At 74.7% G+C, this 13,983-nt stretch carries 12 protein-coding genes; 8 read left to right on the top strand and 4 right to left on the bottom strand.

Annotated features, from left to right (window positions below):
* The first annotated feature begins 13 nt into the window (after positions 1 to 13).
* The 6 genes from AB0I79_RS24320 (at position 14) to AB0I79_RS24295 (ending at position 6,002) form a co-directional block, all read left to right on the top strand.
* Positions 14 to 553 carry a dihydrofolate reductase family protein gene (locus AB0I79_RS24320; protein ID WP_357876532.1) on the top strand — a complete coding sequence of 180 codons (540 nt, stop codon included), beginning with the start codon at positions 14 to 16 and terminating at the stop codon, positions 551 to 553.
* A 223-nt stretch (positions 554 to 776) separates the two neighbouring features.
* On the top strand, positions 777 to 2,054 hold the full coding sequence (locus tag AB0I79_RS24315) for a BtrH N-terminal domain-containing protein (protein ID WP_357876530.1): 1,278 nt from the start codon (positions 777 to 779) through the stop codon (positions 2,052 to 2,054).
* 94 nt (positions 2,055 to 2,148) lie between these two features.
* A complete protein-coding gene (locus tag AB0I79_RS24310) occupies positions 2,149 to 2,550 on the top strand; it encodes a hypothetical protein (RefSeq protein WP_357876528.1) in 402 nt (133 codons plus the stop codon).
* Between the two features lie 41 nt (positions 2,551 to 2,591).
* Complete coding sequence (gene secD / locus AB0I79_RS24305; protein ID WP_357876527.1) at positions 2,592 to 4,835, top strand: protein translocase subunit SecD; 2,244 nt, start codon at positions 2,592 to 2,594, stop codon at positions 4,833 to 4,835.
* Positions 4,836 to 4,921: 86 nt separating this feature from the next.
* Positions 4,922 to 5,308, top strand: coding sequence for a VOC family protein (locus AB0I79_RS24300; protein ID WP_357876525.1), 387 nt, complete (start codon positions 4,922 to 4,924; stop codon positions 5,306 to 5,308).
* 13 nt (positions 5,309 to 5,321) lie between these two features.
* Complete coding sequence (locus AB0I79_RS24295; RefSeq protein ID WP_357876523.1) at positions 5,322 to 6,002, top strand: response regulator transcription factor; 681 nt, start codon at positions 5,322 to 5,324, stop codon at positions 6,000 to 6,002.
* Positions 6,003 to 6,046: 44 nt separating this feature from the next.
* Here the strand turns inward: AB0I79_RS24295 and AB0I79_RS24290 are convergent, their stop codons facing one another.
* Both AB0I79_RS24290 and AB0I79_RS24285 read right to left on the bottom strand, forming a co-directional pair.
* A complete protein-coding gene (locus AB0I79_RS24290) occupies positions 6,047 to 6,841 on the bottom strand; it encodes an FHA domain-containing protein (protein ID WP_357876521.1) in 795 nt (264 codons plus the stop codon).
* 147 nt (positions 6,842 to 6,988) lie between these two features.
* Positions 6,989 to 9,172 carry a serine/threonine-protein kinase gene (locus AB0I79_RS24285; RefSeq protein ID WP_357876519.1) on the bottom strand — a complete coding sequence of 728 codons (2,184 nt, stop codon included), beginning with the start codon at positions 9,170 to 9,172 and terminating at the stop codon, positions 6,989 to 6,991.
* A 109-nt stretch (positions 9,173 to 9,281) separates the two neighbouring features.
* Between AB0I79_RS24285 and AB0I79_RS24280 the strand changes: the two genes are divergently transcribed.
* Positions 9,282 to 9,686: a hypothetical protein gene (locus AB0I79_RS24280; RefSeq protein WP_357876517.1), complete on the top strand. Its 405-nt coding sequence runs from the start codon at positions 9,282 to 9,284 to the stop codon at positions 9,684 to 9,686.
* Here the strand turns inward: AB0I79_RS24280 and AB0I79_RS24275 are convergent, their stop codons facing one another.
* Both AB0I79_RS24275 and AB0I79_RS24270 read right to left on the bottom strand, forming a co-directional pair.
* On the bottom strand, positions 9,687 to 11,816 hold the full coding sequence (locus tag AB0I79_RS24275; RefSeq protein WP_357876515.1) for a SpoIIE family protein phosphatase: 2,130 nt from the start codon (positions 11,814 to 11,816) through the stop codon (positions 9,687 to 9,689).
* Between the two features lie 93 nt (positions 11,817 to 11,909).
* Entirely contained in the window at positions 11,910 to 12,608 is a 699-nt protein-coding gene (locus tag AB0I79_RS24270) for a TetR/AcrR family transcriptional regulator (protein ID WP_357876514.1), read from the bottom strand.
* A 141-nt stretch (positions 12,609 to 12,749) separates the two neighbouring features.
* On the opposite strand from AB0I79_RS24270, the gene AB0I79_RS24265 reads away from it, so the two are divergent.
* Entirely contained in the window at positions 12,750 to 13,952 is a 1,203-nt protein-coding gene (locus AB0I79_RS24265; protein ID WP_357876512.1) for an SGNH/GDSL hydrolase family protein, read from the top strand.
* Positions 13,953 to 13,983: the final 31 nt, after the last annotated feature.

The following is a 13,983-nucleotide window of genomic DNA, read 5'->3' as shown; positions in this document are numbered from 1 at the left end:
TGAGGAGCACACGATGAGGAAGCTCGTCGAATCCACCTTCGTCACGCTGGACGGCGTCATCAGCGACCCGCACGTCTGGGGCCCGCCGTACTGGGACGAGGAGCACAACGCCTACTCCGCGAAGCTGCTGTTCGGCGCCGACGCGCTGCTGCTGGGCCGCGAGACGTACGAGGGCTTCGCCGAGGCGTGGGGCGGCCGCTCCGGCGACGAGTACACCGACCGGATCAACGGCCTGCCCAAGTACGTCGCCTCCACCACGCTCAAGGAGGCCACCGCGTGGAACGGCAACCTGATCGAGGGTGACGTGGCCGCCGCGGTCGCCGAGCTGAAGCAGCAGCCGGGGCAGAGCATCCTCAAGTACGGCAGCGGCAGGCTCGACCGCACGCTGATCGCGAACAAGCTGATCGACGAGCTGCACCTGTGGGTGTTCCCCGTCGTCGCCGGCGGCGGCGACCGGCTGCTCGACGGCCTCGACCTCACCCACTTCGAGCTGCTGGAGACGACCCGCTTCAAGTCGGGCATCATCGTCCTCACCTACGGGGTCAAGGCGTAGGGATTCCGTCCGGGGCCGCCGTGTACTAGCATCCGGTGCACCGGCGGCACTCTCCCGCCGAACCTCCAGAGCGGGTCCCCACGCGGCCCGCCGGACGCGGAGGCAAAGGGGACAGCTCGCGCCTCGGGAGCCCGTAGGCGACCGGCCGGCGATTCCCTTCGCGGCCGCCACAGGCCGCGGGCGTGGGCCGGGCCGGTGGCGACGGCCGCGGGAAGAGCCGTACATGACCAGCAAGAAGCAGCTCAAGGCGCGCATCAGGGCGCGCATGGCCAAGACCGGCGAGAGCTACACCACGGCCCGCCGGCACGTCGCCGGCCCGCCCGAGCAGGCCGCGGACGGCGGCTGGCGCTTCACCGGCGGGCGGCACCCGTCCAGCGCCGCCATCGCCGCGGTGCTCGCCAACCAGGGTCTGGACGTCGGCGAACCGCTGGTGTTCCTGGCGGGCGGCGGGATCGGCGCCGGATACATCCTGTGGGAGTTCCAGCACGACGGCTCCCGCTGCGTGGTGCTCGGGTTCCGCAACCAGTGGCAGTACCACGACCGGTGGATGGCCAAGACGCTCGGCCGGCTCGGGGTGCCGTACGACGAGCACCGCACGTCCGGGACGCGCGCCGCGAGCGACCGGCTGGCCGCCGAGCTGGACGCGGGGCGGCCGTGCGTGGTCCTGCCCGACCGCTACCACGCGGCCTACTGGCACCTGCCGGCCGCGCTGGACGGGCGCGGCGGCCATCCCGTGGTCGCCTACCGGCGCGACGGGGACGCGGTGGTCCTCGACGACCGCGGCCGGGCGCCGATCAGCGTCCCCCGGGAGCGGTTCGACGCCGCGCGGGCCAGGGTGGGCTCGTACCGCAACGTGCTGCACGTGCTCGGCGAGAGCAAGCCGGACGAGGCGACGCTGGCCGCCGCGGCACTCGACGGGCTGCGTGACTGCGCCGCGCACCTGTCGGCCGCCTCCGACTCGTTCTCGCTGCCGGCCTGGCGCAAGTGGGCGCGGCTGCTGGTCGACACGCGCAACGCCAAGGCGTGGCCGAAGGTGTTCGCCGACCGGCGCGGGCTGGCGGACGCTCTCCTGTCGATCTGGGAGGGCGCCGAGCCGGTCGGCATGGACGGCGGGAACCTGCGCGACCTGTTCGCCGACGCGCTCGACGAGGCCGCCGCCCTGCTGGACCGGCCCGCGCTGGCGGAGCTGGCCGGCCGGTTCAGGGAGATCCACGGCCTGTGGCACGACCTGGCCGAGGCGGCGCTGCCCGCGGACGTGCCGGAGCTGGGCAGGATCCGCGAGCTGACCGCCGCCGTCAAGGAGAGCGTCATGGCGGACGGCAGCGCCGGCGACCACGAGGCGGCCCTGGCGGCCCGGGAGCTGTGGGCCGCCAGGGCCGCCGCGAACGAGGCCATGACCGCCGACCCGGGCCCGCTCTTCGCCGCGCTCAGCACCCGGCTCTCCGCCCTGTACGAGGCCGAGCGCGCGGCGATCGCCAGGCTGTCCACGCTCGTCACCTGACGATCGGCTCCGGGATCCCCGGCGGGAACCGCTGTCGGGCAGCCGGGGCCAGGGCGACCGGCTAGGGTTGGAGGCTCCGAGGAAGGGGAGCGACATGCGCACGAGGCTGCCCACGCGGCTGCCCGCTGCGCTGCTCAGGAGGCCGCCCGCGGGGTCGCCCGCCCGGCTGCCCGCCGTCCTGCTCCTCCTCCTGTCGTGGTTCCTGCCTGCCACCGCGCACGCGCAGGTCGCCCAGCAGGCGACCGCCGTCCACGCCGCGGTCTTGCGGGCCGAGCAGCACCACTCCGGGGTGCGGCAGCTCCCGCACCCGGTGCCGGAGCTGCGCGCCTGGCCGGGCCAGGGCGGCACGACGGGCGCGGCCGCCGCGCTCGCGGCCGAGCCCGCCGGCATGCGGCCGGCGTGGGCCGAAGTCGTCCCCGAGCCGCCCCTCGACGTCCCCGCGGCACGCCGCCCGCTGGCGTCGGCGGCTCGGGCGCCTCCCTCCACAGGGCACTGAAGACCCCTTTTTCCTGATTTTTCAAGCCTGTGGAGGCTTCCATGTTCCGTGCGCCGTTCTGGCGTGCGGTGACGGCGTGTGCCGTCATCGTGATCTCATTGATCGTCACCCTCGCCGCCGCGCCCCGCCTGGGCCTGGACCTGCGCGGCGGCACCCAGCTCGTCTTCGAGACGAAGAGCTCCGCCACCGTCCAGGCCGACGCCGCCGCCACCGACCGCGCGCTCAACGTGCTGCGCCAGCGGGCCGACGCGCTCGGCGTCGTCGACCCCACCCTGGTCCGCTCCGGCGAGCGGCGGATCATCGTCGAGCTGCCCGGCGTGCTCGACCCGCGCCAGGCCGCCGAGGTCATCGGCCGTACCGCGCAGCTCGCCTTCCACCCCGTGCTCGGCGCCGCCGAGCCGGGCGACAAGGAGGCGGTCCGCGACGAGAACGGCGGGCTGCTCAAGCTCGGCCCCGCCGCCATCACCGGCGACGGGGTGAGCGACGCCGCCGAGCAGAGCGACCCCCAGCGCGGCCCCGGCTGGTGGGTGAGCCTCGACTTCCGCGAGGAGGCGCCCTGGCGCAAGCTCACCGGGGACGCGTCCTGCCGGCCGCAGGACGACCCCCGGCGCCGCATCGCCATCGTGCTCGACAAGGAGATCATCTCCTCGCCGCCGCTCGACCCCTCCGTCCCGTGCGGCACCGGGATTCCCGGCGGCAGCGCCCAGATCACCGGCTCCTTCACCCACGAGGAGGCGCGCGACCTGGCCGTGCTGATCAAGGGCGGCGCGCTGCCGGTCCCGCTCGACCTGGTCGAGCAGCGCACGGTCGGCCCGACGCTCGGCGCGGCGGCCATCGACGCCAGCGCCAAGGCCGCGATCGCCGGGCTCGTGCTGACCGCCCTGTTCATCGTGGCCGTCTACCGGCTGGCCGGGCTGCTGTCCGTGATCGCGCTGCTCTGCTACGGCCTGATCTCGTACGCGGCGCTGGTGGCGATGGGTGCGACCTTCACGCTGCCGGGCCTGGCCGGGTTCGTGCTGGCCATCGGCATGGCCATCGACGCGAACGTGCTGGTCTTCGAACGGGCCAGGGAGGAGTACCAGCTGGCGCCCGGACGCGGCCTGCGGGGAGCGCTCGACCGGGGGTTCAGGAATGCCTGGAGCGCGATCGCCGACTCCAACGTGACCACCCTGATCGCCGCCGGGCTGCTGTTCTGGCTGGCGTCCGGACCGGTCAAGGGCTTCGGCGTGACGCTGGCCGTCGGCGTCCTGGCCTCGCTCGTCTCCGCCATGCTGATCACCCGCGTGCTCACCCAGGCCGTCATGGGCCGCGTCGCGCCACGCCTGTCCGGGCTCGGCTCCGCCGGCTCTGTCAGGACCTGGCTGACGCGCAGGAACCCGAGGCTCATGCGGCACGCGAAGCTCTGGCTGGGCCTCGCGGGCGGGCTGGCGGCGGTGGCCGTCGCCGGGCTCGTGGCGCGCGGGCTGAACTTCGGCGTCGAGTTCACCGGCGGCAGGCTCGTCGAGTTCGCCACCTCCAGGCCGATCTCCGCCGATGCGGCGGGGGAGGCGGTCGCGCGGGCCGGGTTCCCCACGGCGGTGGTGCAGGCGGGCGACGACGGCGTCTCCGTACGCGCCGCGCGGCTCGGCCTCGACGAGGTCGCCCGCATCGAGCAGGCGCTGGAGGCCCAGGCGGGCGAGGTGACCAAGCGCAGCGAGGAGTTCATCGGCCCCAGCCTGGGCGAGGAGCTGCGCCGCAACGCGCTCGTCGCGCTCGGCGTGGCCGTGGCCCTGCAGCTCGCCTACCTGGCCGTCAGGTTCAGGTGGACGTTCGGCGCCGCGGCCGTGCTGGCGCTGCTGGTGGACGTGGTCGTGGTGGCGGGCCTGTTCGCCTGGCTGGGCAAGCCGATCGACGGCGTGTTCCTGGCCGCGATGCTGACCGTCGTCGGGTACTCGGTCAACGACAAGGTGGTGGTGTTCGACCGGGTCAGGGAGCTGTGGGCGGCCCGCCGCGGCGAGCCGCTGTCGGCGGCGGTGAACGGCGCGATCCTGCAGACCATGCCGCGGACCGTGAACACCGGCCTCGGCGCCCTGTTCATCCTGCTCGCGCTCATGGCCTTCGGCGGCGACTCGCTGCGGGACTTCGCGATCGCGCTGGTGGCCGGGATCGTGACGGGCACGCTGTCGTCCGCGTTCGTGGCGGGCCCCGCGGCGATCCTGCTCGGCCGCTTCGACCGCCGCCCGGCCCCCGAACCGGCCAAGCCCCGCCCCGCCCGGGAGCCCCGGGGCTCGGGCGCGGTGGTGTGACGGCGCCCCGGCCTCCCGCGGCGCGCGGATCTCGGGCTTTCCCGATCCGAGGGCTTCCGTGACCCGGCGCGGGGAACAGGTTCGGCATGGAGGTGCTGAGCAGTCGCGTGCTGTTGCGTCCCCGTGACCTCACGCGCAGCCGCCGTTTCTACGCGGAGACGCTCGGCCTGGCCGTCTACCGCGAGTTCGGCCCGCCCGACCACCCGGGCGTGGTCTTCTTCCTGGGCCAGGGCCTCCTGGAGCTGTCCGGGTCCGCGCAGGCGGCCGCCGGGCCCGGGATGCAGCTCTGGCTGCAGGTGCGCGACGTGGCGCGGGAGGAGGAGCGGCTGCGCCAGGCGGGCGTCACCGTGCTGCGCGGGGCCCGCCAGGAGCCGTGGGGGCTGGTCGAGGCGTGGATCGCCGACCCCGACGGCCACCGCATCGTCCTGGTCCAGGTTCCGGCCGACCACCCCCTGCGCCGCGACCCCCGCTGAGCGGAGCCCGCCCATGACCGCATACCGCATCCTCGCCGTGGACGACGACTGGGCGATCCTGCGCGCCCTCTGGCGCGGCCTGCGCCTGGAGGGCTTCGCCGTGGACACCGCCGACTCGGGGCCGCTCGCGCTCGACCGCGTGGACAAGTCCCCACCGGACGCGATCGTGATGGACGTCTCCATGCCCGGCATGTCGGGCGTCGAGGTGTGCGCCCGGCTGCGCGCGGCGGGCACGCGGGTGCCCGTGCTGATGCTGTCGGACCGGGACGAGGTGGACGACCGCGCGGCCGGGCTCGCGGCGGGCGCGGACGACTGCGTGGTCAAACCGTTCGACCTGTACGAACTGGCCCTGCGCCTGCGCGCCCTCCTGCGTCACGTCGCCCCCGCCTCGCGCACCGCCGTCAGGGTCGGCCCCCTCGTCCTCGACCCGGCCGACCGCCGGGTCACCCTCGACGGCCGGGAGATCGACGTGACGCGGCGCGAGTTCGGCCTGTTGGAGGTGCTGGCCCGCAACGCCGGCATCCCCATGTCCCGCGCCCTGCTCCTGGAACGCGTGTGGGGGTACGACTTCGAGGTCGACGGCAGCCCGCTGGACACGCTCATCGGCTACCTGCGCCGCAAGCTGGAGGCGGGCGGCGGCCCGCGCATGCTGCACACCGTACGCGGGGCGGGGTTCATGCTGCGGGAGCCCTAGCGCCACCTGATCGGCACCGCCCACCCGCCTGCCCGGGCGGGCCCTCAGCCGGTGGGGCCCTGCTCGCCAGGCAGCGGTTCGAGGTCGTCCTCCAGCAGGTCGAGGTCCGGCGGCACCAGCGTCGTCGACTCCACCAGCCCGCGCAGCAGGTTGTGCAGGAGGTTGTCCGACGGGCCGCCCGCCGACTTGTCATGGGTCAGCGGGTACGGGAAACCGCCCGCCTCCAGGCGGCGGCGCACGGTCTCGATCCGGTTCTCGATCCTGCGTTCCCGCCAGTCGCCGCCGGGGCGCAGGTAGGCGAGCTGCTCGGCCGCCTGCCGGTACGACAGGGGGCGGGGGCCCTCCTCGTACAGCAGGTAACGCTGGCCCAGCACCACCAGCAGCAGCCGCTCGTCGTCGTCCAGCGGCCACCTCCGCGGCGGCAGCGTCGCCGCCCGGCGGCGGGGGGCCCGTTCCTCGTCGTGGCCCGTGACGTACAGCTCCACCAGGTGCTCCCGGAACCCCGACCCGCGCACGAACACCGGCGTGTAGCCGGGGGCCAGCGGGAACGCCTCGGTCGTCGCGTGCATCAGACGGCCCCGGGGGAGTCGCAGGAGCTGCTGGCCGGTGTTCCGCAGCCACCAGCGCTGCTTGCTGAAGGTCAGCTCGCCGTGGCGGCGGCTCACCCACAGGTCGTCCTCCCCGACGCACAGATCCACGTCGGGGCGCGCGCCCCGGCCGAACCGCACGGTCAGGCCCGGCCTGGGCGGCACCTCGACGCCGCCGTTGACGCTGCGGGCGTGCAGCGTGCCCGGCGGGGCGGGCGCGACGCCTCGGGCGAGGCTGTCAGGGACGTCCATCGCACTCCTCCCTCTCCTGGCTGCCCGGATCCTGGTCTCCGGCGCCTCCGGCTCCAGCGTGCCCGGCCCCCTCCGGGACCCTTCCCGGACGCGGGACGTCCCGCTCGTTTCGGGACCCTCCCGACGCGGCGTGTGCGGCGTCCGGCTTCATGCGCGTGGCAGGCGGGCCGTGGCCGCGTCGGCCAGGTGGGTGGCCATCCGGCACAGCCGCTCCGTCGGGCGGGACCCGCCCACCAGGATGCGCAGGGTCTCGGCGGCCGTCCGGCCGTGCACGTCGGGGTAGGTGCGGTGGACGACCTGCACCAGGCAGGTCTCCTCGCCCTCGCCCGCCGGCCGGACGTAGGCGGGCCGCCCGTTGAGCCGCGTGGACGTCCCGCCCGCCGCGTCCGGCGGCTCACCCCGGTCGAACGTCAGGTCCAGCCGGGTGTCGCTGGTGGTGCTCTCCCACTCGCAGTCCCACCCGCCGTAGCCGCGATCGGGGTCGGCGGCGTCGATCCCGGGCACGACCTCCAGGGCCCGTGCGTCGAGCAGCGTGCAGGCGTCCTGCTGGGCCAGGGACTCGGCGGGGAAACCGGGGGAGCGGCGGGCGAGCGGACCCCGGTTGAGCGTGCGCACGGCGTCGGCCGTGGCCGCGTCGGCGATGTCGCACAGCGCGGCCTCGCCGTCGTCGTCGCGCTTGGCCGTGACCGTGATCGTCGTGTCGGTGACGCCGTCGAGCACCAGCGTGCGGTTGCACGCGTGACTCTCGCCCGGGTCCGCGACGACCGTGACGATGCCCGTGGTCGTGGCGGCCTTCGCCTGCTCCGGCGGCGGGTCGAGGTCGAGGTCCACCTTGACGTCCACGACCGTGTCGGACGGGGGGCTGACGAGGACGTCGCAGCGGTCGAAGTTGCCGTAGTCGCGGTCGAGCTCGGTCCGGCCGAACCGGCCGAGCGTGGCGGGGCGCAGCAGGGCGCAGGGGTCGGCGGTGCGCCGGTCGCCGAGCACGTCGCGGGCGGCCGGTGGCCGGTGCGGGCTCCCGGCGGACGGCGTGCCTTCCGCGGGCCTCCCGCTCTCCGTGACGCCGCTCTCCGTGACGCCGCTCTCCGTGACGCCGCTCTCCGTGACGCCGCTCTCCGCGACCCCGGTTCCCGGACCTGGCTCCGGGGCCGGGCCGCCGCCCGAGGCCCACAGCACGACGGCGAGCACGGCCGCCAGCGCGGTCGCGAGCACTCCCGCCGGCCGTCCCCACCCGGGGCGCCTCCTGCCAGTCCCTCCGCGCACGAGTCTCCGTAGCGCCGGTAACCTGCCCGGCTCCGGCTCGTCGTCGGCGTCCCGGACGAGCGCGGGGATGGCGCCCGCCGGGTCCGCGACCTCCTCCAGCCGCCGCCGGGCCTCGGCCGCGTCCGGCCGCTCGCCGGGATCGCGCCGCAACATCGCCGCCAGCACGTCGGCCAGCGGCCCCACGTCGGCGCCCATCGTCACGGCCCCTCCGGCGGCCTCCCGCACCGAGACGAACGCCTCCACGCGATCAGCCGGGCGCTCGCCCGCGCGCCGTGGCTCGCGCTCCGGTTCAGGCCCGTCCGCGCGTTCCGGCCCGTGCTCGCCTGCGCGTTCCGGCCCGTGCTTGCCCGCGCGTCCCGGCCCGTGCTCACCCGAGCGTCCCGGCCCGTGCCCGCCCGCGTGCCGGGGCCCGTGCCCGCCCCGGCGGGGTGGCTCGCCGGTCACCAGCGCGTACACCGTGGCCCCGAGCGAGAACACGTCCGACTCGGGCTGCGGCCGGCCGCGCACCACCTCCGGCGCCGCGTAGTCCGGCGTGTAGCTGACCGCGCTGTTCGGGGTGATCGTCGCGGTGCCGCCCACCCGGTACGCCGCCCCGAAATCGGCCAGCTTGGCCGTCCCGTCGCCGGTCACGACCACGTTCCCCGGCTTGATGTCGCAGTGCACGATGCCCTCGGCGTGCAGGGCCGCCAGCGCGTCGGCGATCTGGGCCCCGATCCGCGCCGCCACCCCCGGCGACAGCCCCGGCCGCCCCTCCAGGCTCCCGCCCGGCACGTGCTCCATCACCAGCCACGACGCCGCCCGGCCCCGGACGGCGTGGTAGAGGGTGACGACGTGCGGATGGCTGAACCTGGCCAGGGCCCGCGCCTCGGCCCACAGCCGGTCGGAGCCGGCCGCGCCGTCCACGGCCAGCCGTTTGAGCACGACGTCCCGGCCCAGCTCCAGGTCGTCGGCGAGCCACACCTCGCCGACCGGCCCCCGGGAGAGGCCGCGTACCAGCAGGTACCGGCCGTCCACGGTCATGCCCGGGCGTACCCCCTCCGGCCGGGGACCCCGTTGCGGGAAGCGCACGACCAGAATCTATCGAGTGAGATCTCGAACACGCAGCGTTTCCCCGGGACCGGTCCCGGGGAGGTCGGCGCACACTGGGCGCGCCGACAACCGGAGAGCAAGGAGGATCATGCCCCCCACGATCAGGATCGCCGCGCTGGCAGCGGCGGCGTCCATCGCCCTCGTCCCGCTCGCCGTCCCCACGGCGTCCGCCACCACCGCCGCCACTGTCACCGCCGCCACTGTCACCGCCGCCGCCGCCACTGCCAAGCCCAATCTGCGGGCCTGCTACGACGGCACGTGCAAGCTCTCCCTCACCAGGGGCGTCTCGTTCCGGGTCAGCTCCCGCTTCGGCATCACCCGGCTGGCCATCACCTTCACCTCCGCCACCGTCCGGGTGAAGGGCACGGGGCCGGGCGTGATGTCGCAGGCGTACCTCGGCGAGGGTTCGACCGGGTCCGTCAATCACATCGGCGTGCGTGTGGTCTCGCTGTCGTCCGGCAAGGCGGTGCTGCGGCTGACCGCCCGGCGCTGATCACGGACGGCCGAACGTGTCGCGCAGCAGCAGCACGGCGATGTCGTCCGTGCGCCGCTCGATCGTGGCCGGCTCGATGAGCGTCTCCGCCAGGTCGTGCAGGGGCTGGCCCGGCGCCGGGGCGAAGCGGTCGGCCAGGGCGGCCATGGCGTCGCCCAGGTCGCGTCCGGGCTCCTCGATGAGGCCGTCGGTGTAGAGGGTCATGACCGCGCCGGGCTCCATGGGCAGGGTCGTGGTCGCGTACTCGGCCTCGGGGTCGATGCCGAGCAGCAGGCCGGGGGAGGTGTCGACGACCCGGGCCCGGGCGCCGGGCCGGCCCAGCACCGGTGGCAGGTGTCCGGCGCTGGCCACGCACGCGGTGTGCCGGCGCAGGTCGAAGCAGACGTACAGGCAGCTGGTGAAGCGGTCGGGCGCCAGCTCGACGAGCAGCCGGTTGGTGTGCGCGAGCACGTCGCCGGCGCTGACGCCGGTCGAGGCGTGGGCGCGGATGGCGGTGCGTACCTGGCCCATGAGCGCGGCGGCGGTCATGTCGTGCCCCTGCACGTCGCCGATGACGGCCGCGGCCATGGTGTCGCCGAGGCGGATCAGGTCGTAGAAGTCGCCGCCGATGTCCATGCCGGGGGTGGCGGGTACGTACCTGGCGGCCACGTCGAGGCCGGGGATCCGCGGGAGCTCGTGGGGCAGCAGGCTCGACTGCAGGCACTGGGCGAGCTGGTGCTTGACGTCGTAGAGCCGGGCGCGCTCGAACGCCTGGGCGATCAGCCCGGTGAGCGCGGTGAGCGTGGCCCGCTCCTGGGTGCTGAACCGGTGCGGCCGGTCGTAGGCGAGGATGCACGTGCCGATGGGCTGGCCCGAGGTGACCAGCGGCAGGAACGCCCAGGCGCACATGTCGTCGGAGCGGATCGCGTCCGGGTAGGCGGCGCGCAACTGGTCCCAGTTCGAGAAGAACGCCGGCTTGCCCGGGTCGAACGGCCTGCCGGTGGGCGCGACGGGGATGACGGGCCGGCCGTCGAACTCGTCGATGGCCTGCCGGCTGTAGCCGCGCGAGGCGACCACCCGCAGCCGCCCGCCCTTGGAGGTGAGGATGGCCAGCGCCTGCACGTTGTAGACCGGCATGACGTGGTCGGCGACCAGGTCGAGCACCTCCTGGGCGGTCACCGCCCGGGCCAGCGCGGTGGCGAGGAGCAGGATCTCGTGCACCGCGACGACCCGCAGCGTCCGGTCGCCGCCGGTGACGGGGTCGGGCGAGGAGTCGCGGGACACCGCGCCGGGGGTGATGCGCAGGGTGATGCCGGTCAGGCCGGGATACAGGCAGAACGACAGCTGCCTGCCGGCGGGGCTGCGGGTGGCGAACTGGGTGATCTGCCGGGCGATGACCGCGGCGCGGTAGCGGTCCTCGTACGAGGGGTCGGCCAGCCACGGCAGCACCTCCCACAGGCGCCTGCCGAGCAGCGCGGACGGGGCCACGTCGAGCAGGTCGGCGGCCGGGGCGCTGACCAGCGTCGCGCGGCCCTCCACGTCCAGCACGCAGTAACCCTCGGGCAGCCGGTTGAGGCACTCCAGAGCGACGAGGTCGGCCCGCGGGTCGGTCGGGCGAACGGGCCGCGGGCCGAGGAGGCGCGGCTGGGACCCGGCCCTGATCGGCCGCCCCTGCCGGGCCGCCTCCCGCAGCAGCTCGCCGATCGTGGCGCAGGCCCTGTCGACGATGTCGCGCTGGCGGCGGAGGAGCTCGGACGCCTGCCCGGCCGGCCACAGCAGCATGAACCCGCCGAGCACCTCGCCATCGGAGCAGATGGGCGACAGGACGGCGGCGAAGGGGTACGGCAGGGCGAGCGCGGCCGCGGGGAACTCGCGGGCCAGGTGCTCGCGCCCGCTGATCCAGATCAGCCGCCGCTCGCGGACCGCCACGGCGATCGGCACCGGGTCCCTCGTCCTGATCCTGGACCACGCCCTGGCGATCGGCGCGGGCAGGCCGACCTCGGTGGCCATCTGCAGGATCTGGCCGCTGGCGTCCAGGAGGTAGGCGGCGCCGATGTGCGCGCCGGCGCTGATGACGGCTTCGACCAGCAGCTTGTCCAGGCGGGACGAGCCGTTCGCCGCGCCAGGAGCCGGGACGTCATCCTCCCGCACCGCCTCAGCAGGCCCCGCTCACGTATCGTGAGCGTGCCGTCCACGCCAAACCTCCCATACGGGCAGATTACACGCGTATGTGTCGTGTTTTGGTTACGTTCCGCCAATATCGTGATCAGGTGGTGAAGAGATGGTCGCGCCGTCGTAGGGGCTGGTCGCGCGCTCCTCGGCGCGTGGATCGGGCAGGTCCAGCGCGCGGCCGAGCAGCCGGTGCATGTGGTCGCGAAAGCGCCGCAGCTGGTCCTGGTCCTCGACGCCGCGCCGGTAGCCGCTCCCGTTCAGCACCCCGCTGAGCACGAAGCCGTGGATGCACCAGATCATCGTGTACGTGGTGTGCAGCGGGTCGGCGCCGGCCGGCTCGGCCAGCGTGTCGACGCCCTCCACGACATACTGCGTCAGCGGCTGGGCGTTCTCGGCCTCCAGGTCCACGATGTCGCTGGCGTCGGACAGCCAGCGGTGCATCCACAGCGCGGGCATCTCCGGATGGGCCAGGCAGAAGTCGAGGTACCCGTCGATGAAGTCGTGCAGCGCCCAGGCCCTGCGCTCGGGCGGGACCGCCATCAGCGCGTCGACCCGCGGCGTGATGGCCTCCGCCAGCAGGTTGCGCGCCTGCTCCATGACCGCCAGGTAGAGCTCGCGCTTGCCGGTGAAGTGGGCGCCGAGCTCCTCCTGGCTCACGCCGGCCGCCTCGGCGACCTGCGCGACGGAGGAGCTGTCGTAGCCGAGCGCGGCGAACAGCCTGGTGGCGGTCCGCAGAATCAGCTCCCGCCCGCCGCCGTCTGCAGAGTCCATGGTGGCGACCCTAGGCGTGAAGGGCCGCGGGACCTATGACTTGATCGACAAGTGCCGGTAAAAACCCCGACCCGGGGAGAGGAGGCGGCGAAACGTTCGCTATCGTGCCGAAAGTTTCGCCTATCGAGTGGAGCCGCCCTCATGTCCCTGTCGCCCCCGTCCAGCCCGCCGACCGGCCGCTGGGTCACCACGTGGACGGCGATGCCGCAGCTCACCGAGCCGGACAACATGCCGCCCCCGCCGTACGCCAAGGAAGGGCTGAGCCTGGCGGACACCACGCTGCGGCAGACGCTGCGCGTGTCGCTGGGCGGCCACCGGTTGCGGCTGCGGCTGTCCAACGCGTTCGGGGGCGCGCCGCTCCCGATCACCCGCGTGGCCGTGGCGCTCCCGCGAGGCGGCTCGGCGGGGGTGAGCGGCATCCGGCCGGAGACGTCCCGGCCGGTGACGTTCTCCGGCCGCGCCGGCACCACCGTCCCGGTCGGGGCGCACGTCGTGTCCGACCCGCTGGAGCTCGACGTGAGTCCCGGCGCGGTGCTGACCGTGACCGCCTACCTCGACCAGGGCCTGGCCTCCTCCGCCCTCACCTCGCACCCCGGCTCCAGGACCACCTCCCACCTGGCCGCCGGCGACCACGTGGACGCCGCCGACCTGCCCGCCGCCACTCCCGTCGACCACTGGTACCTCCTCAGCGGCGTCGAGGTCTGGTCCGAGCCGGGCGCGGCGACGCTCGTCCTGCTGGGCGACTCCCTGACCGACGGCCGGGGCTCCACCACCAACGGCAACGACCGCTGGCCCGACCGGCTCTTCGACCGGCTCCCGCCCGGCATCGCCGTCGCCAACCAGGGCGCCGGCGGCAACCGGGTGCTCAACGACGGGCTCGGCCCGAGCGCCCTGGCCCGGCTGGACCGGGACGTCCTCGCCCAGAGCGCCGCCCGCTGGCTCGTCGTCTTCGAGGGCGTCAACGACCTCGGCACCGCGCCGGCCACCCGGGCGGCCCAGCGGCAGGTGGTGGCGGAGCTGCTCGCCGCCTACGAGCAGATCGCCGTCCGCGCCCGTGCCCGTGACCTGCTCGTGTACGGGGCCACGCTGACGCCGTTCGGCGGCAGCGACCCCTACGACGACCCCGAGGGGCACCGGGAGGAGGCCAGGCAGGCGGTCAACGCGTGGATCCGCGATGAGGGGCCGTACGACGCGGTGATCGACTTCGACCTGGCGGTGCGCGACCCGGCCGAGCCCCGCCGCCTGTCGGCGGCCTACGACGAGGGCGACCACCTCCACCTGAGCCCCGCCGGCTACCGCGCGCTCGCCGAGGCCGTCCCGCTCACGCTGTTCGGGTCCCGGTAGCGTCGAAGGACCTTCTCACGCTGATCGTCGT

It is taken from the genome of Nonomuraea sp. NPDC050202 (assembly GCF_040656115.1).
Lineage (GTDB): Bacteria > Actinomycetota > Actinomycetes > Streptosporangiales > Streptosporangiaceae > Nonomuraea.
Note: the sequence above shows the minus strand (reverse complement) of the source record. Positions and strands in the feature narration are given on the sequence as shown.

Bases quoted from the DNA above. Each gene is read 5' to 3' on its own strand.
- AB0I79_RS24320 (WP_357876532.1), top strand. From the start codon at position 14: ATGAGGAAGCTCGTCGAATCCACCTTCGTCACGCTGGACGGCGTCATC.
- AB0I79_RS24315 (WP_357876530.1), top strand. From the start codon at position 777: ATGACCAGCAAGAAGCAGCTCAAGGCGCGCATCAGGGCGCGCATGGCC.
- AB0I79_RS24310 (WP_357876528.1), top strand. From the start codon at position 2,149: ATGCGCACGAGGCTGCCCACGCGGCTGCCCGCTGCGCTGCTCAGGAGG.
- secD (WP_357876527.1), top strand. From the start codon at position 2,592: ATGTTCCGTGCGCCGTTCTGGCGTGCGGTGACGGCGTGTGCCGTCATC.
- AB0I79_RS24300 (WP_357876525.1), top strand. From the start codon at position 4,922: ATGGAGGTGCTGAGCAGTCGCGTGCTGTTGCGTCCCCGTGACCTCACG.
- AB0I79_RS24295 (WP_357876523.1), top strand. From the start codon at position 5,322: ATGACCGCATACCGCATCCTCGCCGTGGACGACGACTGGGCGATCCTG.
- AB0I79_RS24290 (WP_357876521.1), bottom strand. From the start codon at position 6,841: ATGGACGTCCCTGACAGCCTCGCCCGAGGCGTCGCGCCCGCCCCGCCG.
- AB0I79_RS24280 (WP_357876517.1), top strand. From the start codon at position 9,282: ATGCCCCCCACGATCAGGATCGCCGCGCTGGCAGCGGCGGCGTCCATC.
- AB0I79_RS24270 (WP_357876514.1), bottom strand. From the start codon at position 12,608: ATGGACTCTGCAGACGGCGGCGGGCGGGAGCTGATTCTGCGGACCGCC.
- AB0I79_RS24265 (WP_357876512.1), top strand. From the start codon at position 12,750: ATGTCCCTGTCGCCCCCGTCCAGCCCGCCGACCGGCCGCTGGGTCACC.